The sequence below is a fragment of the Shimia sp. genome (genome assembly GCF_039969785.1).
Lineage (GTDB): Bacteria > Pseudomonadota > Alphaproteobacteria > Rhodobacterales > Rhodobacteraceae > Shimia.
The window spans coordinates 24,008-44,502 of record NZ_JBDVNC010000013.1; the positions used below are offsets into that span (position 1 = coordinate 24,008).

The 20,495-nt window shown below is 56.6% G+C and carries 18 protein-coding genes; 10 read left to right on the top strand and 8 right to left on the bottom strand.

Annotated features, from left to right (window positions below):
* Nucleotides 1-19 precede the first annotated feature (19 nt).
* Nucleotides 20-1,846, top strand: a complete 1,827-nt coding sequence (locus tag ABJI08_RS05240; protein ID WP_348400772.1) for an ABC transporter ATP-binding protein/permease — start codon at nucleotides 20-22, stop codon at nucleotides 1,844-1,846.
* An 11-nt stretch (nucleotides 1,847-1,857) separates the two neighbouring features.
* Here the strand turns inward: ABJI08_RS05240 and ABJI08_RS05245 are convergent, their stop codons facing one another.
* From ABJI08_RS05245 to ABJI08_RS05265, 5 genes are all read right to left on the bottom strand, one after another.
* Complete coding sequence (locus tag ABJI08_RS05245) at nucleotides 1,858-2,277, bottom strand: DUF1294 domain-containing protein (RefSeq protein ID WP_348400773.1); 420 nt, start codon at nucleotides 2,275-2,277, stop codon at nucleotides 1,858-1,860.
* A 96-nt stretch (nucleotides 2,278-2,373) separates the two neighbouring features.
* The gene (locus tag ABJI08_RS05250; RefSeq protein ID WP_348400898.1) at nucleotides 2,374-3,501 is read right to left on the bottom strand and encodes a reductive dehalogenase domain-containing protein; all 1,128 of its coding nucleotides are present in this window, start codon (nucleotides 3,499-3,501) and stop codon (nucleotides 2,374-2,376) included.
* A gap of 179 nt (nucleotides 3,502-3,680) precedes the next feature.
* Nucleotides 3,681-3,989 (bottom strand): hypothetical protein, encoded by a 309-nt coding sequence (locus ABJI08_RS05255; RefSeq protein ID WP_348400774.1) that lies wholly within the window; start codon nucleotides 3,987-3,989, stop codon nucleotides 3,681-3,683.
* Nucleotides 3,990-4,144: 155 nt separating this feature from the next.
* Nucleotides 4,145-7,927 (bottom strand): efflux RND transporter permease subunit, encoded by a 3,783-nt coding sequence (locus tag ABJI08_RS05260; RefSeq protein WP_348400775.1) that lies wholly within the window; start codon nucleotides 7,925-7,927, stop codon nucleotides 4,145-4,147.
* Complete coding sequence (locus tag ABJI08_RS05265) at nucleotides 7,927-9,168, bottom strand: efflux RND transporter periplasmic adaptor subunit (RefSeq protein WP_348400776.1); 1,242 nt, start codon at nucleotides 9,166-9,168, stop codon at nucleotides 7,927-7,929. The genes ABJI08_RS05260 and ABJI08_RS05265 overlap by 1 nt, the downstream gene beginning before the upstream one ends.
* Before the next feature lie 216 nt (nucleotides 9,169-9,384).
* Here ABJI08_RS05265 and ABJI08_RS05270 point away from each other — a divergent pair, with 216 nt between their 5' ends.
* The 4 genes from ABJI08_RS05270 to ABJI08_RS05285 all read left to right on the top strand — a co-directional run bounded on the left by ABJI08_RS05270 (nucleotide 9,385) and on the right by ABJI08_RS05285 (nucleotide 14,053).
* Nucleotides 9,385-10,065, top strand: coding sequence for a tetratricopeptide repeat protein (locus tag ABJI08_RS05270; protein WP_348400777.1), 681 nt, complete (start codon nucleotides 9,385-9,387; stop codon nucleotides 10,063-10,065).
* Nucleotides 10,066-10,090: 25 nt separating this feature from the next.
* Nucleotides 10,091-11,389, top strand: a complete 1,299-nt coding sequence (locus tag ABJI08_RS05275; protein ID WP_348400778.1) for a PQQ-binding-like beta-propeller repeat protein — start codon at nucleotides 10,091-10,093, stop codon at nucleotides 11,387-11,389.
* Between the two features lie 49 nt (nucleotides 11,390-11,438).
* Nucleotides 11,439-12,920 (top strand): ribosome biogenesis GTPase Der, encoded by a 1,482-nt coding sequence (der, locus tag ABJI08_RS05280; protein ID WP_348400779.1) that lies wholly within the window; start codon nucleotides 11,439-11,441, stop codon nucleotides 12,918-12,920.
* 146 nt (nucleotides 12,921-13,066) lie between these two features.
* Complete coding sequence (locus ABJI08_RS05285) at nucleotides 13,067-14,053, top strand: fatty acid desaturase (RefSeq protein ID WP_348400780.1); 987 nt, start codon at nucleotides 13,067-13,069, stop codon at nucleotides 14,051-14,053.
* A gap of 146 nt (nucleotides 14,054-14,199) precedes the next feature.
* On the opposite strand, the gene serS is transcribed toward ABJI08_RS05285, so the two are convergent.
* The 3 genes from serS to ABJI08_RS05300 all read right to left on the bottom strand — a co-directional run bounded on the left by serS (nucleotide 14,200) and on the right by ABJI08_RS05300 (nucleotide 16,306).
* Complete coding sequence (serS, locus tag ABJI08_RS05290) at nucleotides 14,200-15,492, bottom strand: serine--tRNA ligase (protein WP_348400781.1); 1,293 nt, start codon at nucleotides 15,490-15,492, stop codon at nucleotides 14,200-14,202.
* An 80-nt stretch (nucleotides 15,493-15,572) separates the two neighbouring features.
* Nucleotides 15,573-15,920 carry a trypsin-like peptidase domain-containing protein gene (locus ABJI08_RS05295; RefSeq protein WP_348400782.1) on the bottom strand — a complete coding sequence of 116 codons (348 nt, stop codon included), beginning with the start codon at nucleotides 15,918-15,920 and terminating at the stop codon, nucleotides 15,573-15,575.
* Nucleotides 15,921-15,931: 11 nt separating this feature from the next.
* On the bottom strand, nucleotides 15,932-16,306 hold the full coding sequence (locus ABJI08_RS05300) for a trypsin-like serine protease (protein WP_348400783.1): 375 nt from the start codon (nucleotides 16,304-16,306) through the stop codon (nucleotides 15,932-15,934).
* 107 nt (nucleotides 16,307-16,413) lie between these two features.
* On the opposite strand from ABJI08_RS05300, the gene yajC reads away from it, so the two are divergent.
* Genes yajC through ABJI08_RS05325 form a run of 5 tightly spaced genes read left to right on the top strand, consistent with a single transcriptional unit; the run spans nucleotide 16,414 to nucleotide 20,492 of the window.
* Nucleotides 16,414-16,698 (top strand): preprotein translocase subunit YajC, encoded by a 285-nt coding sequence (yajC, locus tag ABJI08_RS05305; protein WP_348400784.1) that lies wholly within the window; start codon nucleotides 16,414-16,416, stop codon nucleotides 16,696-16,698.
* Nucleotides 16,699-16,719: 21 nt separating this feature from the next.
* A complete protein-coding gene (gene secD / locus ABJI08_RS05310) occupies nucleotides 16,720-18,402 on the top strand; it encodes a protein translocase subunit SecD (protein ID WP_348400785.1) in 1,683 nt (560 codons plus the stop codon).
* 3 nt (nucleotides 18,403-18,405) lie between these two features.
* Nucleotides 18,406-19,374 carry a protein translocase subunit SecF gene (gene secF / locus ABJI08_RS05315; RefSeq protein ID WP_348400786.1) on the top strand — a complete coding sequence of 323 codons (969 nt, stop codon included), beginning with the start codon at nucleotides 18,406-18,408 and terminating at the stop codon, nucleotides 19,372-19,374.
* On the top strand, nucleotides 19,367-20,119 hold the full coding sequence (locus ABJI08_RS05320; protein ID WP_348400787.1) for a sulfite exporter TauE/SafE family protein: 753 nt from the start codon (nucleotides 19,367-19,369) through the stop codon (nucleotides 20,117-20,119). The genes secF and ABJI08_RS05320 overlap by 8 nt, the downstream gene beginning before the upstream one ends.
* A 10-nt stretch (nucleotides 20,120-20,129) precedes the next feature.
* Complete coding sequence (locus ABJI08_RS05325) at nucleotides 20,130-20,492, top strand: Mth938-like domain-containing protein (RefSeq protein WP_348400788.1); 363 nt, start codon at nucleotides 20,130-20,132, stop codon at nucleotides 20,490-20,492.
* Nucleotides 20,493-20,495: the final 3 nt, after the last annotated feature.

Sequence of the window (20,495 nt, forward strand, 5' to 3'; positions counted from 1 at the left end):
AGCAACCGGGAATGGCAGCATGGCGAATTGGTACACAGCCTCGACAGAGGAACTTGAGCGCAACGAAAAGCGTTCAGGATGGCGCACGATCCGTCGGGTTTCGCCGTATCTGTGGCCTGATGGGCAAAACTGGGTCAAATACCGTGTAGTGCTGGCGATGCTGGCGTTGCTGGCCTCCAAATTGATCGCTGTGGGTACGCCGCTGCTCTATAAGGCGGCGGTTGACGCGTTGGCAGGCGAAGGTGTGCCACCGTTGGCTTTGGGGGCTGTTGGCCTGACAGTGGCCTATGGCATGGCCCGGCTGATGACCAACGGGTTTCAGCAATTGCGCGATGCGATTTTTGCCAAAGTGGCACAGCGCGCCCTGCGCACGCTCGCGCTTGAGACCTTTGAGCACATTCACCGTCTGTCGATGCGCTATCACATTACGCGCAAAACCGGCGGGCTTAGCCGGATCATTGAACGCGGTGTAAAAGGTGTCGAATTCCTTTTGCGGTTCATGTTGTTTTCAATCGGACCGCTGATGTTGGAACTGCTGTTGATTGCGGTGGTTTTGTTCTGGCTGTTTGACGTCTGGTACCTTGCAGTTGTTGCGGTCACGATTGGCATCTACATCTGGTTTACCTTCAAAGTGACCGAATGGCGGGTCAAGCTGCGCCGTGAAATGAATGATCAGGATACCGATGCCAATCAAAAGGCCATCGACAGTATGCTGAACTTTGAAACGGTTAAATATTTTGGGGCCGAAAAGCGCGAAGCGGCGCGCTACGATTCCGCGATGAAAGGCTACGAGCGCGCCGCGCTTAAGACGTCCTATTCGCTGGCGTTCCTGAATTTCGGCCAGTCTTTCCTGATCACCTCTGGCCTTGTCGGGGTTATGGTTCTGGCGGCCTTAGGAGTTCAAAGCGGCACCCTGACTGTGGGCGATTTTGTTATGGTTAACGCTTACATGATCCAGATCACCATGCCGCTGAATTTCCTAGGAACTGTGTACCGCGAAATCCGTCAAAGCCTTGTGGATATGGGCGAAATGTTTGATCTTCTAGAACAGCCGGCGGAAGTGTCCGACAAACCTGACGCTGCCGCGCTAAACGTGACGGACGGCAAGATTGAACTGAGCGAAGTCGAATTTGGATACGAGGCGGAACGCGCCATTCTGAAAGGTGTCAGCCTGGAAGTGCCCGGTGGTCAGACCGTTGCCATCGTAGGGGCGTCAGGCTCGGGTAAATCCACCATCGGACGGCTTTTGTTCCGGTTCTATGACGTCAATGCTGGTGCGCTGCGGATCGACGGGCAAGACGTGCGCGATGTGACCCAGGAAAGCCTGCATGACGCCATTGGCGTGGTACCGCAGGACACGGTGCTGTTCAACGATACGATCCGCTACAACATCGCCTATGGGCGAGACGGCGCCAGCCACTCCGAAATCGTCGCGGCGGCACAGGCGGCCCAAATCCACGACTTCATCACGTCGTTGCCGGATGGCTATGATACGATGGTGGGCGAACGTGGTCTGAAACTTTCAGGTGGCGAAAAACAGCGTGTCGGCATTGCCCGCACCTTGTTGAAAAACCCGCCGCTTTTGTTGCTGGACGAGGCGACTTCGGCGCTGGACACTGAGACCGAGCAAGAGATCAAGGGCGCGTTGGCGCGGGCCGGGCAGGGGCGCACCGTGATCACCATTGCGCACCGTTTGTCGACCATAGCCGAAGCAAACCGGATCATTGTTCTGGAAAACGGTGTGATCGTCGAACAGGGCACCCATGGCGAACTGTTAGACAAGGCTGGGCGTTATGCACAGCTTTGGCAACGTCAGGCCTCGGATGAAGACTCTGTCGCCGCATAAGCCAAAAACAATCAGCTTCCCGGGCCAAACCGGCGGGGCTTACTGGGTTTGGGCTCTGTCTCGGCGGGTTTCAGACTTGCAACCATCTCTCCGGCAAAACCCGTGACTTGCGGCCCGATGGGCGAGATCAAGACGCCAGCAACAATAATATGCACAACGCAGATCTGATTAAGGATCGCCGCAAATGGCTGTTTGCGTGTTTTGTGCCGCAATCGTTTCTGAGCCAGCTTCGCCCCCAAACTGCCCCCCAGTAATGCAAACCACAACAGCGCGCGTTCCGACACCCGGCGTCGTTTGTCGATCGCGTATTGCTTGTCGGATGCGAACAGCGAATAGGTCACCGCATTCATCAACAGATACACCAGCAAAGCGCCGACGATCACGACCTCTGTGCCATGGTCATTCAAAAGGCGGGGTAACAGATCTTGCATCGGGGTGTCCTTGCACAGTTTCGTCTTGCTGTGCCCGAATATTTCCTGAAATCGCGGCGGATGTATGAAACCACTCTGGCGATTTTCAGAACATGGTCAGGGACCCGCCCACCAATCCCTAGGCTTCAGGCGCTTCGCCCGGTCTGACCGCTTGTCCCACCACAACGCCCATTTGCGCCACCGTGACAGCGCCACCTTAAGCCACAACCGGTCGGCCCATGAGTCAAAGTCGCGGTTGAACGGGCACACGCGCATACAGATGGCGCAGTCCGATTGCAGCTTGGCCCAATAGCCAAAGCATGCCTTGGCGTCAGATGTCCATTTGCGCACGCCTGTGATGGCCGAACTGTCATCCGGGGCGCTTTCGCCCGGCGGCCCAAATGGCAACGCCTTGGCAGGGCAGGCATCTGCGCATTCGGTGCAGATGTCGCAGAACGCGGCAACGCCCGGCTTTTCGGGGATATCATGGGCCAGCGGCAGGTTTGTGAAGATCTTGGAGAACCGCAGGCGCGGGCCAAACTCTGGCGTTATCACCAGTTGATTGCGGGCATATTCGCCCAACCCGGCCTTGACTGCATAGGGGATCACCAGACCGGTGTCGTTCATGGACGGGATCGCTTCGTATCCCAGATTGCGGATATAGGCGGCCAGCTGAATGACAATTGCCGCCTCGTGGCTGTATTCGCGCCCGGTTGCCGCCCCGGCCAAGGCGGACGGGTAAGTGGCTACCAGATCCTTGTCCATCTGATGCCCCAACACAATCACGCTGGTCAGCCCCTCGGGCAAGTCGTTGTCGGTTTCGGAAAAATCACGCACATCGACCCGCGCGCTATAAAGCCAACGGTCGTCCATATCTGTGATCCCGGCCAGATCAGCCCCGAAAAAGCGCGCCACCCGTTTCAGCTCGGACGCCATTGCAACAGGATCGTCAATCTCTTCCCGGGTCTCGGCAACATCGGTGTCGCACGCTATCGGCGCCTGAAACCCTTCGCGTTTGCCTTGCGCTGCGCTGCGATCGGATATGATATCCGAGATCAGCCAGCTCGCATTGCGCAAGGCAAAATCTTTCTGCCGGAACCCGTCGCCTTTGCGATAAGAAGCCTTCATCCGGTAGCTGTCAAAAAACGCATCCGTCTGTTTTGACCTGACGGATGCATCCCAAAACGCGCGGGTAAAGATGTCGTTTCGTTGCGAAAACGGTTCAAAGGCCTCGGTGGTTTCGATCCCGGCATCCGCATCACTTTGCGCGTATTTCTTGCGCCACGCCGCACGTTGGGCTTGTGAGGGACCAGAATTAGACGGCCATGCCACGGTTAAGTCTCCTGCAACGGTTTCGCGGCAAGAGGCCTGCTTTTCAACATTCGCAATAGCGTCAGCTCTGTATTCCGACCCTCAAGGCGCAATCAGTTTCCTTCGTTGGTCTGGGTTGCCGGCTCGTCACTTTCGCCTTGCCGGTTGTCCTGCTTGCAGTCGCGTTTGTCCGCCCCGACCGCGCCCTCTTCCTGGCGGCAATCCTGTCGACCACCCCGGCGGTCCTGACGGTCGTCGCGGCGATCATCGCGCCGGTTCATGCCGTTTGTCTGGGCCATTTCGACACCGACATCGGGCGCATCAGGGCTCGAAAACGGGGTTAAAACACTGCCAGCGGTCAGTGACAGTGCCAATACACCCGAAGCGGCACATAGTGAAAACGCAATATCTTTGAATACCATTTGGAACACCTCGCTTTGTCGGTCTGAAAAATCGTCGACCGAATTTATGAATACGACCTAGGCTAGAGCATGACCTGCAATTCGGTCAATGCAGACGAGGCCGCCAGTGGGGGTCCAATGGCGGCCTCAATCTTTTCACTAACCATGTCGTCGGATCATTCCGCCGCGCGCAGTGTTCCGGTGGGTGAGGGTGGCACGGGTGTGTCGTCCTCGGGCGTGGGCGTTTTGGCGGTCTCAGGCGCAACATCCGGTTCTGCGGAGGTTTCCTCTTCTTCCACTGGCAAAGGATCGTCTTCCCAAAGGATCACGGGCGATTTGACCTTGCGGGCCGCACGACGCAACGCCCAATCCTGACCGGCCCGGCTGGTACGTCCCAGCGACAATCGCGCCAGCAACCGCATCAGCCAGTTGAAATAGGTGCTTGCCCAAACCCGCAGTGCCAACATGGACGGCGTGAAGACCAGCGTCAGAACCGTGGCGATGCCCAGTCCGAACACAACCGCCGTTGCCAACTGTTTCCACCAAAGAGAGGTGGGCGAGTCGATGGAATAGCCGCCATTGATAAAGTCGAGCGACAGCCCGAACATCATCGGCGCCAGACCGGCCATTGTGGTGATCGTGGTCAAAAGCACAGGTCGAATACGGCTTTGCGTGGTGCGCACAATCGCCTCAACACGCGGCATATATTGCGAATATTCCTGATAGGTGTCGATCAGAACAATGTTGTTGTTCACCACGATCCCCGCCAGCGCGACAATTCCGGTCCCAGTCATAATGATCGAGAACGCCTGATCCATTACAAGCATACCAATCAGCACCCCGGTCGTGGACAGGATCACCGCCAACAGCACGAGCACTGAGTTATAAAAACTGTTGAACTGCGCCAGCAGGATAATGAACATCAACCCAAGCGCGCCCATGAACGCCGACTGCAGGAAGGCACCACTTTCTGCCTGATCTTCCTGATCTCCGGTCCATTCCCATTCGATACCCGGCCCAAATGGTTTGGTCTCAAGCCAACTGGTCAATGCCACAATCCGTTCATTCGCATTCAGAACTTCGGCGGTATAGCCTTTGTCTTTCCATTCAGCCTGAAGGTCAGGACTGTCTTTCCAATCGCTTGACGCAATCAACATCTCTTCGCCGGTTTCAGCGTTCTTCAGGATCATCTGATTGCTTTCGACGCCAGCCTTTACGTCAAAGTATCGGGTTTGATCCACGCGATTGATCTCGGCCAGCTTCTGAACCGGCTTACGGCTGATGAAATTCGACAGCGGCACCAGACCTTCTGCGGTGCGTACTTTCAGCGCGTCCAGCGTGCTCAGAACCCGGTCTTTTTCCGGCAGGCGCACGCGGATCTCAATCTCTTCGTCTGAGCTGTCGACGCGCATCGTATCCAACAGAATACCCCGTGTCACCAGTTGCACCATGCCACCCACCGTGCGCACGTCGGCGCCATAACGGCCCGCCTTGGCGACATCGACATCGATTTCCCAATCGATGCCGGGCAGGGGACGGGTGTCCTCGATCAACGTTAAGCCTGCGGTGCCATCCATTTGTTGACGCGCAATTGTTGCCGCATCCAACAGCGTTTCCCAATTGTCACCCTTCACCCGCAGGTGCACAGGCTTGGCCGACGCAGGGCCGCGCGCTGCGCCCAGAATTTCGATCTGAACCCCGGCAATCTTGTTCAGCTCGACTGTCAATTCTTCCAGAACAAGGTCGCCATCCCATTTTGCATCTTTGGTGGTGCGCATGATGTCATAGTTGATCAGCGGCACCGAGAACCAAACTTCGTTGGAAAGGGGGCGGTCTTCCCATGGGATCGTTTCAAGTTGAATTTGTCCTATCATGTCCTTTGGCGCCGCCGCACCGCCGGTGTTCTGATCCAGTCCGCCTTCTCCGGCAAAGGCAAAGGCGGTTTTGACGCCGGGATGGGCCAAAACAACGTCTTCAGCCTGTCGCAACAACGCGTCTTTCTGGTTTAGGGACAAGTTGCCCCGCGCCTTAACGTAAACAATCGCCTGTTCGGGTTCGGATTCCACAAAGAATTCAACGCCCTTGTTGTTTTCTCCAAAATAGCCAAACACCGAAATCACAACAAAGATCACAGCCGCGATAGAAACCAGCGGCATGATCGGGTTGCCGGCGATCAGTTTGATAAACCACCCGAATGGTGACAACCGGAAACCTGCCTTGACCGATTTGCGGCGGCGTTGAATGCGCGCGGCGTCCAGCGTGATCGACGCAGCAAAAGCCCCCGCCAGGAACAGCACCGCACCGGGCAACACGTTGACGACGCCAGTGGCAGGCGGAGTTCCGCCAAACAGATATCCCGGGTTCAGGGTCTGCATCGCGCCAAGGAAAATCAGGTACATCGAAGGGGGTACCAAAATGGCGCGAAAAAACCAGGGTGTGCGGGCGCGCAGGAATTCAGACGCGTGATGAAAAGTCCGGCTGATACGGCCCGACACACCGCCCATAACTGGCAGATAAATCAGCGCGACGACCAGTGAGGCGGACAAAACAAAGATCAACGTGACCGGCAGCATGCCCATGAATTCGCCCGGAACACCCGGCCAGAACAACATCGGCAGAAAGGCGCACAATGTCGTCGCGGTCGACGACACAATGGGCCAGAACATGCGTTTGGCTGCCTCGACATAGGCATGCATCGGACCAATGCCCTCGCGGATACGCTTGTCGGCGTATTCCACCACCACAATCGCGCCATCCACCAGCATCCCTACCGACAGGATAAGGCCAAACATCACGATGTTTGAAATCGTCACACCCATCAACGCCAAAAGCACAAAACACAGCAGGAACGATGTCGGAATGGCAAACCCAACCAACAACGCAGCGCGCGTGCCAAGGGCCGCCAGAACGACAATCATCACCAGCGCAATAGCGGTCAGAACCGACCCTTCCAGCTGGCTGACCATCGAGCCAACAACCCGGCTCTGGTCGTTTGAGGTGCCCATTTCCACGGCGGTCTGCAATTCGGGTGGCCATTCGGTTTCGGCCTCTGCCACCACGTCTTTGACCAGCTGCGCAGTGTCGATCAGGTTAAAGCCTTTGCGTTTGACAACCTGCAACGCAACCGTTGTTTCGCCATTGAACCGCGCGGTTCCGGCGCGGTCTTCAAAGGTCAGATTAATCTGCGCCAGATCCCCTAGCGTGACAACGCGGTCGCCGTTGGTCTTGACGGGCAGGTCGTAAATATCGCGAGGCTCATCGAACGAAGACGGGATTTTGACCGCAAATGTACCTTGCGCGCTTTCAATCTCACCGGCGGCGATCAGCTGGTTATTGTTGACCACAACTTCGATCAGCTCGTTTGCCGTGACGTTATAGCTTTCCAGACGCAGCGGATCGATCACCACCTCCAGCATTTCGTCGCGCTGTCCGGCAATCCCGGCCTCAAGCACGGCGTCCAGCGTTTCAAGCCGGTCCTGAAGGTCTTTGGCGATACGGAACATCGTGCGTTCCGGTACACGCCCCGTCAGGTTCACAATGATAATCGGGAACTCGGAAAAGTTGATCTCGTTGATCGAGTATTTTTCAAAACCGTCCGGGAATTTCCCTTCGGCAGTGTTCATAGACTCGCGCACATCTGCCATGACGCGCGACTTGTCCCAGCCAAACTCGAATTCCAGAAACACGCCAGCATAACCTTCGGCGGCGGTTGAGGACATGGTTTTCAACCCGTCGATGTCCGAAAGCTCGGTTTCCATCGGTTTAACGAGCATAGATTCAGAGTCGCTTGCAGAAATGCCGGGGAAGGGCACCGATACAAACAATCCGGGGATCTGAATGTCGGGCTCACCCTCTTTGGGCAGCCCCCAATAGGCATATCCCCCCACCGTCAGTGAGAGGATAATAAACGCAATAACCATGCGGGCACGACCAGCGGCCCAGTCAACGACACCAATCATCAGGCTGGCTCCTCGAATACCGGCAACACGGGCACGCCGTCCTCGACGTATTCCTGACCGATAATGATGATATCCGCATTTTCAGGAAGGCCCTCGACCCAGATACCTTCTGGTGCATCCCGTAAAAGCTCGATCGCCATAAACCGGACCAGATTGTCCTGATCGACCAGCCGCACACCAAGCGTGCCCTCGTCATTGAGCGTCAGCGCCGATTGTGGAATCAGATGCGCGCTGGCCCCGTCCGAGGCGATAATAATCTCGGCCGTCTGTCCGTCACGAATGGTCAGTTTTGGGTTGGGCACGTCGATTTCAACGCGGAATGTACGGGTCAGCGGATCTGCCGAACGTGACAGGAACGCAACCTGTCCGGTCAGTTCCTGACCTGTCGTCAGCCGTGCACCTGCCATGGCGCCAAGGTCGACGCGGTTGATTTCGGTTTCGGGCACATAACCGACGACTTTGATCGGATCCAGCTGGATCACCGTGGCACATAGGTTTCCTGACTGTAACAAGCTGCCCAGTTCGGCTGTGTCGCTTTCCAACAATCCGCTGAACGGGGCTTTGATCGACAAACGTTCGATTTCACGCTCCGCTGCAGCCACCAGGGCCTCAGCCGATTCAATCCCGGCCAGGGTCGACTCGAGACCTGACTTAGCCGACTGAACCGCCGCTTCGGCAGCCTTTACATTGGCAGCAGTCGTGGCAAGACGCGTGGTCGATGCAAATCCACCCTCAGACAGCTTGCGCGCGGCATTGTCATTGATCAATGCCTCTTCAAGACGTGCATTTGCTTCTATTTCATAGGCTTGCGACGAGGGAACCTGTGCCATGGCCTCGGCCAGCCGCGCCTTTGCCTCGGCTAGCAACGCTTCGCGCGTGCCCGGCTCAAGTCGGCACAATTCCTGACCTTCGCTGACATGTGCACCACGACGCAATGGGGTCGAGATCATTCGACCAATCGTTTCCGCGCGCACTTCAACCTGCCGGTGTGCTTGGGTTTGGCCCCGCAAAACAACCGCGCTATCAACCATCCGTGCACTGGAATGAACCGCAACAACACGCACAGCATTTTCCGCAACCGCCACTGTTTCAACTGGTGTGGCGACCGTTTCAGGCGCCTCACTCGATGTTTCCGGAGCTCCGCCCGAGCTGGCAAACGCCACCAGCCGATCGCGTTCGACGACAATCATAAACAAAAATGCGGTCACGAGGATCGCGGACAACACCGGAATCAAACGCATAACTTACGTCCTTGCAAATAGTGTGCGTACATGTTGCAGCGACATATTGGGTCGCCAGACGGCCGAAACAAGCGTAATTTGCAAAATTCTGAACCGACCTGTTCAGATTATTGACAATTGTTCACGTGTGCAAGGCATCTTGTCATCTCTTTGCCACAGTACTTGGCAGCCCCTGAACAACGCGATAAGAGGGGGCAAACCAATAGGAGAGCAGGCGTGAGCGATACCGACAGTTTCATCGAAGAGGTCACAGAAGAAGTACGCCGTGACCGGCTTTTTACGATGATCCGCCGCTATGGCTGGATCGGCGTTGCTGTCATTGTGCTGATAGTTGGCGCTGCGGCATGGAATGAATGGAACAAGTCTCAGACCCGGGCAGCTGCAGAAGCCACCGGTGATGCGCTGTTAGCCGCGGTTGAGGCCAATGACGACGCAGCCCGGATCACGGCGCTTGAGGGTGTTCAGGTCGAGTCTCCACAGGCGCAGATTTTGACGGATTTCCTGTTGGCGACACATCAGGTCATTGCTGATGATGGACCCGCCGCCGCCGAGACGCTGGATGGAATCACCACCTCCGGCGCAGAAGTTCCTGAAATTTATCGACAAATTGCTGCGTTCAAATCCATTCTGGCGCGCGGCTCGGACATGCCGATGGACGAACGTCGCCTCGCGCTTGAATCAATGGCGTCCCCGGGCATGCCGTTGAGCCTTCTGGCGCAGGAACAATTGGCACTGGCCGACATCGAAGAGGTCAAGACCGAAGAGGCGATCACTCGCCTGAACGCAATTGTGCAGGATGCAAATGTTTCTCCGGGCTTGCGTCAAAGAGCAACTCAGTTGATTGTGTCATTGGGCGGAACCCCAGCCGGAGCGACAAGCCCGGCGGCCGGCCAATAATAATTATCTGGTGGGGGCCGGAGCAGTGAACAAAAAGTCGTGGATAGTGGCGTTTATGGGCGCGGCCGTTTTGGTCGCCTGTGCCGAAAAAGAGCGGATTTTGCCCGGTCCGCGCGAAGACTTGCGCCCGGTCGCAGAGCAGGTTGTAAACTCAGCACCCGCCATCAGTATTCCGGCAGTGACACGCAACAACAGCTGGACGCACCGGATCGGCACGCCGAAATACCGTGTGGCAAACGCTGCCTTGTCGCCTAATCCGGTGTTGGCATGGTCGACATCCATCGGTGCAGGTGAAAAGCGCAAAACCCGTATCACTGCCGATCCCGTGGTTGCCCAAGGGCGGATTTACACGGTTGATGCCGAAGCAACGCTGTCAGCCACATCTCTGAACGGTCAAACAATCTGGACCCGTGAACTGACGGCACCGCGTGACAAAACCGGCGAAGCCTCAACCGGCGGCATCGCTTTTGACAATGGCAGACTGTATGTCACCACTGGATTCGGCAGCATGCGCGCCTTTGATGCCGCCACCGGGGCCGATATTTGGGAACAACGGTTTGAGGCTGTCGGCAGCGGAACGCCGACCGTTTATGGTGATCTCGTATACGCCGTGTCCGGTGACGCTACTGCATGGGCGATCAACGCCGCCACGGGCAAAGTGGCCTGGCAACTGTTGTCACTGCCTGATGTTCAAAACGTACAAAGCCCCTCAGCCCCAGCCATAAATGATCGCCTTGCGGTCTTCGCTTATGGATCGGGCGAGGTCCAAGCTGCCTTCCGCAAAGGTGGCGTAGGACGTTGGAACGCCAGCATCTCGGGCCAGCGGGCCGGTCGCGCCACAAACACGATTGGCGACATTTCGGGCGACCCGGTCATTGTCGGTAACACAGTTTACGTTGCCAATCATTCGGGCCGCATCGTGGCGCTGGACGTGGACACAGGCAATCGTCTTTGGACCGCAGAAGAAGGCGCACTGAGCCCTGTTTTCCCTGCGGGCGGGTCCCTGTTTCTGATCAGCGACCGCAACAAGCTGATCCGTATGAATGCCAGTGATGGCACAATCATCTGGTCGCAGGATTTGCCATATTTCGTCAAAGACAAACCACGCCGCCAAACAGAACTGCACGCGCATTACGGCCCGATCATGGCCGGTGGGCGTTTGGTCGTGGCGTCGTCTGATGGCGTGTTGCGGATGTTTGATCCCAAATCCGGCGCACTGGTACACAGCACCGAATTGCCCGATGGCGCCGCTGTTAATCCGGTGGTTGCCGGGGGCGTTCTCTATGTGGTCAGCCGCAAAGGTGAATTGCACGCTTTCCGTTGAGTGCGAAATGGTATATCGGAGCGCCTTCAGACGTTTCGGAGTCTAAATCATGAGTTTTACGCTCGCCATCGTGGGCCGCCCCAATGTGGGCAAGTCCACTCTGTTCAATCGCCTTGTTGGCAAAAAACTGGCGCTGGTCGATAACCAGCCCGGTGTCACGCGTGATTTGCGTGAAGGCGAAGCGCGTCTGGCGGATCTGCGGTTCACTGTTGTGGACACAGCGGGTTTGGAAAACGCCACCGACGACAGCCTGCAGGGTCGTATGCGCCGATTGACAGAACGGGCGGTCGACATGTCCGATATCTGTCTTTTCATGATCGACGCCCGCACCGGGGTCACGCCTACTGATATGATTTTTGCGGAGATTTTACGCAAACGTTCTGCACATGTGATTCTGGCCGCCAACAAGGGCGAAGGCTCGGCGGCAGATGCCGGTGTTCTGGAAGCCTACTCGCTGGGTCTCGGAGAGCCGATCCGCCTGTCTGCCGAACATGGCGAAGGTCTGAACGATCTATATACGCATCTGATGCCGCTGGCGGATGAATTCAGCAACCGGTCTCAGGAAGACGCGCCCGAGATCGAAGTTGACGTCGATCTTGAGGATGATTTTGACGATGACGGGATGTCCGAAACGCGCCCGTCTCAGCTGATCACCGAACAGAAACCCATGCAAATCGCTGTGGTTGGCCGCCCCAACGCAGGCAAATCGACTCTGATCAACAACATTATCGGCGAAGACCGTCTGTTGACCGGTCCCGAGGCCGGGATCACCCGCGACGCAATTTCTCTGCGCACCAATTGGGGCGAAACGCCGGTGCGCATCTTTGACACTGCGGGCATGCGCAAAAAGGCCAAGGTGCAGGACAAGCTGGAAAAGCTGTCCGTGTCCGACGGGCTGCGCGCCGTGAAGTTTGCCGAAGTTGTTGTGGTCCTTCTGGACGCCGCAATTCCGTTTGAGCAACAGGACTTGCGCATTGCCGATCTGGCAGAACGCGAAGGCCGCGCTGTTGTGGTTGCTGTGAACAAATGGGACATTGAAGACGAAAAACAACAGAAACTCAAAGACTTGAAAGAGTCATTTGAACGATTGCTTCCACAGTTGCGCGGCGCGCCCCTGATCACCGTCTCGGCTAAAACCGGACGTGGACTCGATCGGTTGCACGGTGCCATTATGCGCGCCTATGACGTCTGGAACCGCCGCGTTTCCACGGCGCAACTTAACCGCTGGCTGACCGGAATGCTGGAACAGCACCCACCGCCCGCACCGCAAGGCAAACGCATCAAACTGCGCTATATGACTCAGGCCAAAACCCGCCCGCCGGGGTTTGTTGTGATGTGCAGCCATCCTGATAAAATGCCCGAAAGCTATTCGCGGTATCTGGTGAATGGATTGCGCGAGGATTTTGATATGCCGGGGGCACCCATTCGTCTGACGATGCGCGGGCAGGGTGACAAAAACCCCTATAAAGGGCGCAAAAAGTCGACGCCAAGCCGGTTGCGCAAGCATATCAAAGGGCGCGCGCCAAGCTGAGGCGTTGACGTCCCCTTGGGCACCTGCAATTTTGCCGTTATAATTGAACGCGTGTGATCCTGTCGCACGAGTGTTACGTATATAATGTACAGGCGGAGCTATTGCGGCCCCGGCCTGCATTTATGGATGGCAAAGGGTGATCTGCGATGGAAATTCGCGAGCGTTTACAAATGTATACCGGAAAGGATGACCGGCTGGGCGCGCTCAGCCTGTTTGGCACGTTTGCAGTCTATTTCCTGACGCTTTACCTGGCCATCACGCATGTGGCGACGTGGTATATTCTGATCCCTATGATGGTTCTGAACGGCTTTTCGGCGGTACGACTTTACGTGATCCAGCATGACGCCGGTCATGCATCCCTGTTCAAATCGCGCAAACACAATGATTGGGCGGGCGAAGCGCTGTCGGTTGTGACATTCGCTCCATATGCCGCCATGCGCCACAATCACAACCTGCACCATTCGCATCTGGGCAATCTTGAGCATCGCGAAACTGGCGAAATCCATACCATGACAGTGCGGGAATGGGCCGAGGCCGGATTTTGGCAGCGCCTGCAATACCGGCTGTATCGCAATCCGTTTATTCTGATCCCTGCAGGCAGTCTGTTTACCTATTTCCTGCGCTACCGCTGGCCCAAACACGCTGGTGAGATGATGGGCAGTGTGATCCGCCACAACCTTATGATTCTGCTCTATATGGGCGCGCTTTTTGCGTTGTTTGGGGGCACGGGGCTGCTGATTTGGTTTGTCAGTTCCTTCATGGGCGGCATGGTTGGCGTGTTCATGGTCTATCTGCAGCACAATTTCGAAGACACGTACTGGGATCGCAAACCAGACCTTGATCCCAGATTGGCAGCGCTTCAGGGCTCTTCGGCGCTTGATCTGGGGTGGTGGATGGATCTTGGTTCAGCCAATATCGCCTATCACGACATTCATCATTTCAATGCGCGCATCCCACATTACAGGCTGCGCAAATGTCATCAGGCGATCCGCAGGGAATATGACCTGCCGGTGATCAAATGGCCCGAGGCATTGCGGTCGTTCAGTCTCAAACTGTGGGACGAAGATCAGGAACGGCTGGTGCCTTTTCCGCGCGATCGTATAGCAGGCATCCCGGCAACCCCGGCGCAATAGGGGGCGTTGCCCACTCGGCCTGACGGCCTCACCCCCGAGTATTTTTAGCAAAATGAAGGGGCGGGCTTGGTTTCATTTTGCCAGAAATACTCAAAAACAGGCCGCACCCTGCGACACGGTCTGTTTTCTAAATTGAATTGGCCTGTTCAGGTGAGCAAGCCTTCTGCAGTCAGGGTGGTTTTGCCACCCAAATACGGCGCCAGTACATCCGGTAAGCTGACAGACCCGTCCGCCTGCTGTCCATTCTCCAGAACCGCAATCAGGCAGCGCCCAACGGCCAGACCTGATCCGTTCAGTGTGTGCACAAACTCAGGGCGTCCGCCTTCGGACGGCTTGAACCGCGCATTCATCCGGCGCGCCTGAAACGCACCGGTTGTGGAAACCGAGCTGATTTCGCGATATGTGTTCTGACCTGGCAACCAGGCTTCAATATCGAATGTGCGCCGCGCGCCAAAGCCCATGTCGCCTGTGCACAGGATGACAGTGCGATAGGGGATGCCTAGCTTTTCCAGCAACCCTTCCGCGCAGCGCAGCATGCGTTTTTGCTCATCATCGCTTTTGTCAGGATGGGTCACAGACACCATCTCGACCTTTTCAAACTGATGCTGACGCAACATACCCGATGTATCTTTGCCTGCGCTGCCAGCTTCTGAGCGGAAACACAACGTGTGCGATGTCATGCGAATGGGCAGGGCATCTTCGTTCAACGTTTCGCCGGAGACGGAAAAGGTCAACGGCACTTCGGACGTCGGCACCAGCCACCAGCCATTTGTGGTCTGATAGCTGTCTTCGCCGAATTTGGGCAACTTGTCGGTGCCATACATGGCTTCGTCTTTGACCAGAACCGGGCTGTTCACTTCGGTCAGGCCATTTTCATCGACATGCGTGTCGACCATAAACTGCGCCAATGCGCGATGAATGCGTGCCACGGCGCCTTTCAGCATGACAAACCGCGCGCCGGATATTTTGGCAGCGGTCGCAAAATCCATCGCGGCAGAAACCCCGGAGAGATCGAAGTGTTCGCGGGCTTCAAAGTTCAGCTCACGCGGCGTGCCCCAACGGCTGACTTCGACATTGTCGTCTTCATCCGCGCCATCAGGCACATCGCTGGCTGGCAGGTTGGCAATGCGCGCCAGCATGTCGGTCAGCTCTGCGTCCAGCGCTTTGGCTTCGACCTGCATCGCGGCCACTTCAGCTTTTTTCTCGCCAACAAGCGCGCGCAGCCGTTCAAATTCCACTTCATCGCCGCGCGCTTTTGCGGCGCCAACTTCCTTGGCGGCTTTTTTCTGATCGGCCTGTGCGGTTTCGCTGGCTGCGATCCTGGTGCGGCGGGCCTCATCCAGTTTCAGAACCGATGCCGAAACAGGCTCATCCCCACGGCGGGTCAGCGCAGCGTCGAAAGCGGCCGGGTTTTCGCGGATCGCTTTAATATCGTGCATCGTTTCGGTCCTTCCAGTTGACTCATTCAGGTGACGCGCCGCCTTATGCACCAGATTCGCACCGTGATACAGCCAGAAGACTAGGGCGAAACAAAATTGTCCAACACAGCCCCGATTGTGATGGTTCCATTGCCCGCAGAAACCACAGAAACGACGTGCCAGGCATCGTTGATCAGCGACAGAATGGGCCCGCCGGAATTGCCCGGACGGGTTCCACAATCCAAGACCAGACCCTGATCCGAGGTGCGACCTTCACAGTCAAATCCGGCGCTCAGCATGTGCGGGCGTCTGTCGAAATAGCCGAGTATGGCGAAAGATGATGCCGTCGTGCCCAAATCCAACGGGATCGGCGTGATATCCATCGGCTCAGTCAAATGCAACAGTGCCAAATCGTGCGCGACATCAATTGCATCATCTTTTGTCGCCATGGGATGTAACGTCACCTTTTCCGGTCGCCCACGCCCATATAGGTGCCCCGGGTCCATCCGGCGACAAAGACGATATCGCTGATCCGGACCGGATCAAGATTTGCACGCAAAACGCAATGGGCGGCTGTCAGCACCACACGCGCAGAGATTAACGTGCCCGAACACATGCCGCGCCGGTTAAAGCCAGCGATATTGACCCGCCCGATGGCGTCCCACTTCGATTGTTCGTCAACGGGCAGGGGGGCAAGCGGCTCACTTTGGACGGCAGGCGCCCAAAGCGTAAAAACAAGCAGAATGTGAAATAGGTAATGCACCCGAAAGCTGTGACAAAACCCGTTTGACGACACAAGCAGGAATTTGAGGCGGCCAAAACTTAATCGTGACAAAAGCAGCAACAGGCAGGCCTTTTCCTGTCTTGCAACCGGGCGCAATGCCCCATAGGTTCCACGCGACTTTCGCGGGGCATGTTCCCGCCAACAAGAGGACAGCTACCATGGAAGCCTTAGCCCAATTTATGCCTTTGATCCTGATCTTCGGGATCATGTATTTTCTGCTTATCCGCCCCCAGCAGAAAAAAGCAAAACAACATCAGGCCATGGTCGATGCGTTGCGCCGTGGCGATCAGGTTGTCACCCAGGGCGGATTGATCGGTAAAGTCGTCAAAGTAAAAGACGAAAACGAAATCGAAGTCGAAGTTGCGGATGGCGTCAAAGTGCGTGTGGTTCAGTCCACTATCGCGCAGGTGCTGAGCAAAACCGAACCGGCTGCCAACAGCTAAGCCAGGAACAGGGCCGCAACGATGCTGCAAATCGACCTTTGGAAACGTGTCCTTATCTGGGCCGTCTGTGCGTTTGGGCTGCTTTTGGCAACGCCCAACGCTTTTTATCAGAGGGTTGAGGCCCGAAACGACGCGGTCGCTGCGATCGAGCTGGGCCACAGCGGCAATGGGTTGGAAGAACAGGCGGCGATGTGGCCGTCTTTCCTGCCCTCGTCGCTGGTGAACCTTGGCCTTGATCTGCGCGGTGGTGCGCATTTGCTGGCCGAAGTGCAGGTCGCGGATGTCTACGAAGCGCGGGTCACCTCTATGTGGCCGGAAATTCGTGACATGCTGCGCGAAGAGCGCGCGACCATTGGCACCATCCGTTTGCAGCCGTCCGAAAAAGACGAATTGCGGGTTAAGATTTCCAAGGCAGACCAGATTGACCGCGCCGCATCGCTGGCGCGCGGACTGGCGCGCCCTGTTGTATCGCTGACCAGCGCGGGACAGAACGACATTGTTGTGTCCAGTGAAGGTGACACAATTATCGTGCAGTTGTCGGAGGCAGAAAAGCTCGCAACGGATGAACGCACTGTTCAGCAGGCGCTGGAAATCATTCGCCGCCGTATCGACGAAGTTGGGACACGCGAGCCAACCATCCAGCGGCAGGGATCCGACCGTATCCTGATCCAGGTGCCTGGCATTGGCTCGGCGGCTGAACTGAAAGACATTATTGGCACCACCGCACAGCTTACATTCCACCCGGTTGTGGGGCGTGGTGCGAACGCCAATCAGAATCCCGGTGTCGGCAATCTTTTGATGCCAGCCATTGAAAACGCCGACACAACCAGCACGGATGACGATGTGTTCTACATCCTAGAAGCCGCGCCCGTTGTGACCGGAGAAGAGCTGGTCGACGCACAACCCAGCTTTGACCAAAACGGTGGCCCCGCGGTGTCGTTCCGGTTCAATCCAACCGGCGCGCGGAAATTTGGCGATTACACAGCGGAAAACATCGGGTCTCCCTTTGCCATCGTGCTGGATAGCGAAGTGATCAGCGCCCCGGTCATCCAATCCCATATCCCGGGTGGGTCGGGCATCATCACCGGTCGTTTCAGCGTCGAAGAATCCACCAACCTTGCCGTATTGCTGCGGGCAGGGGCCTTGCCTGCGGGTCTGGAGTTCCTTGAAGAACGCACCATTGGCCCGGAACTGGGTCAGGACAGCATCGAGGCCGGGCGCATCGCCTGTGTCGTCGCCTTTGCGGCTGTGCTGGTGTTCATGTTCCTTAGCTACGGCACCTTTGGCATCTTCGCCAATATTGCCCTGATCCTGAATGTCGGGCTGATCTTTGGCTTGCTCAGCATGATTGGTGCCACGCTGACCCTGCCGGGTATTGCCGGTATCGTGTTGACCATCGGTATGGCGGTTGATGCCAATGTGCTGGTGTTTGAACGTATCCGCGAAGAACTGAAATCGGCCAAGGGTCCGTCCCGTGCCATTCAGCTTGGCTATGAAAAAGCGCTCAGCGCCATTCTGGACGCCAACATCACCACTTTCATCACCGCTGTGATCCTATTCGCCGTGGGCTCCGGCCCTGTGCGCGGCTTTGCCATCACGCTGGGGCTAGGTATCCTGACATCGGTTTTCACCGCGATCTATGTGACGCGTCTGATCATCGTGATGTGGTTTGAACGCCGCCGTCCCAAGACAATCGAGGTTTAAGCCATGCGTCTGAGACTTGTTCCCAAAGACACCAAATGGGATTTCTTTTCCCGCCCTGCGCTTTGGCTCGGGATTTCGGGTGGCCTGATGGTGCTGGCTTTGGTCAGCTTCTTCCTGCAAGGGCTGAACTATGGCATCGACTTTCGCGGCGGAACAACCATCCGTACCGAAAGCGCGCAAACTGTGGTTGTGGCGGATTACCGCGACGCGATGCAGCCGCTTGAATTGGGTGATGTGACCATTACCGAAGTGTTTGATCCCACGTTTGAAGAAGATCAAAACGTCACCATGATCCGCATTCAGGCGCAAGAAGGCGCGCAATCGGTTTCGGCCGATATCGTGCGCAATGTCGAAGCGGCGCTCAAGGTTGTGGCCCCTGATATTACCTTTGTGTCTGTCGAATCCGTTGGTCCGAAAGTGTCCGGCGAATTGATCCAGACCGCCGTAATCGCCGTGCTTCTCGCCATCACCGCCGTTCTGATTTACATCTGGCTGCGCTTTGAATGGCAGTTTGCACTGGGGGCCGTTGCGGCGCTGGTGCATGACGTTGTGCTGACCATTGGTGTGTTTTCCGAACTGCAGATCCGGTTTGATTTGGCGATTATCGCGGCTTTGCTCACCATCGTTGGCTATTCGCTGAACGATACGGTTGTTGTGTTTGACCGGGTCCGCGAGAACCTGCGCAAATTCAAGAAACTCAGCCTCAAAGACGTGCTGAACCTGTCGATCAACGAAACCCTCAGCCGGACAGTGATGACCTCTGTCACCACGCTTCTGGCGCTGATTTCGCTGTTTGTGCTGGGCGGCGACGTGATCCGCGGCTTTGTGTTTGCGATGATCTGGGGTGTGATTGTCGGTACGTATTCTTCGATCTTCATCGCCTCGGCGGTTTTGCTGAAACTGGGCGTGAAACGCGACTGGTCCAAGCCATCCAATACCTCTGGCAATCAGTTCGCCAATATCGATGCCTGAGATTTGGTCCGGGGTCTGGTCCATTGAGGGCCTGCCCTGGATTATCGGCATTGCCTTTATCGCCGGTCTGGTGCGCGGATTTGCGGGCTTTGGTACGGCGATGATCTATCTGCCCGTGGCAGGGCAATTCCTGCCACCGATCTGGGCGATTTTGACGCTGGCGGTCATGGATCTGATTGGTCCTTTGCCAAACCTGCCCCAGGTCTGGAAAGACGCGCACCGACGTGATCTGGTGCGACTGATCGTGGGCATGTTGGTCTTGATGCCGGTTGGCATTGCCGTGCTTCTGGTATCTGACCCAGGCGTGTTTCGCTATGGCGTGTCCATTTTGGGGCTGGGTTTGTTGGCTTTGTTGATATCGGGGTTTCGCTATCGCGGCACCCTGCGGGCGCCAATGATCTTTGGCATTGGCGGCGTTTCCGGGTTTCTGGGCGGGGTGGTTGGCATGCCCGGCCCACCGGTCATCCTGTTTTACATGGCCAGCCCACATGGCCCTGCGATCATCCGCGCCAATACAATGCTGTTTCTTCTCAGCTATGATGTGCTGGTGTTGGTCATGTTCTCGATTCAGGGCCTGATCAGCGCTGTACCCGTGGCACTTGGGCTTGCGCTGATCATACCAAACCTGATTGGAAACTGGCTGGGCGGCATCATTTTTCGCCCCGAATATGAAAAAACCTATCGCGCCGTGGCTTATGTGATTATAGCCGCATCAGCTATTTCCGGACTCCCGTTCCTGTCCTGAGGAGACTTGCATGCAACTGACCGAAATCACCTATGCCGAAGCCTTGCCCATCGAAAGCTATGGCCCGGGATTTTTCCGCATCGACGGCAAAGTCATCATGGGCGGCGCGATGATCCACGCCGCCGGCGCGCGCAGCTGGGGCGGTTATGACGACACGCAATCTATCCTGGACCTTGGCGATCAGGTCGATTTTGTCCTGTTGGGCACCGGCAGGCAGATGGCGCCGGTTCAGGCCGCCTTTCGCAAAGTGATGGAAGAGGCGGGTATCGGTGTTGAACCGATGGCATCGGCAACTGCTTGTCGCACCTACAATGTGTTGGTGTCCGAAGGGCGCCGTGTGGCGGCCGTGTTATTGCCGATTGAAACCACCTGAAGG

Coding starts and splice junctions, on each gene's coding strand:
- ABJI08_RS05240 (WP_348400772.1), top strand. CDS start 20: ATGGCGAATTGGTACACAGCCTCGACAGAGGAACTTGAGCGCAACGAA.
- ABJI08_RS05245 (WP_348400773.1), bottom strand. CDS start 2,277: ATGCAAGATCTGTTACCCCGCCTTTTGAATGACCATGGCACAGAGGTC.
- ABJI08_RS05295 (WP_348400782.1), bottom strand. CDS start 15,920: ATGGCGACAAAAGATGATGCAATTGATGTCGCGCACGATTTGGCACTG.
- ABJI08_RS05255 (WP_348400774.1), bottom strand. CDS start 3,989: ATGGTATTCAAAGATATTGCGTTTTCACTATGTGCCGCTTCGGGTGTA.
- secF (WP_348400786.1), top strand. CDS start 18,406: ATGCGTCTGAGACTTGTTCCCAAAGACACCAAATGGGATTTCTTTTCC.
- ABJI08_RS05325 (WP_348400788.1), top strand. CDS start 20,130: ATGCAACTGACCGAAATCACCTATGCCGAAGCCTTGCCCATCGAAAGC.
- der (WP_348400779.1), top strand. CDS start 11,439: ATGAGTTTTACGCTCGCCATCGTGGGCCGCCCCAATGTGGGCAAGTCC.
- serS (WP_348400781.1), bottom strand. CDS start 15,492: ATGCACGATATTAAAGCGATCCGCGAAAACCCGGCCGCTTTCGACGCT.
- ABJI08_RS05265 (WP_348400776.1), bottom strand. CDS start 9,168: ATGCGTTTGATTCCGGTGTTGTCCGCGATCCTCGTGACCGCATTTTTG.
- ABJI08_RS05260 (WP_348400775.1), bottom strand. CDS start 7,927: ATGATTGGTGTCGTTGACTGGGCCGCTGGTCGTGCCCGCATGGTTATT.
- ABJI08_RS05285 (WP_348400780.1), top strand. CDS start 13,067: ATGGAAATTCGCGAGCGTTTACAAATGTATACCGGAAAGGATGACCGG.
- ABJI08_RS05320 (WP_348400787.1), top strand. CDS start 19,367: ATGCCTGAGATTTGGTCCGGGGTCTGGTCCATTGAGGGCCTGCCCTGG.
- yajC (WP_348400784.1), top strand. CDS start 16,414: ATGGAAGCCTTAGCCCAATTTATGCCTTTGATCCTGATCTTCGGGATC.
- secD (WP_348400785.1), top strand. CDS start 16,720: ATGCTGCAAATCGACCTTTGGAAACGTGTCCTTATCTGGGCCGTCTGT.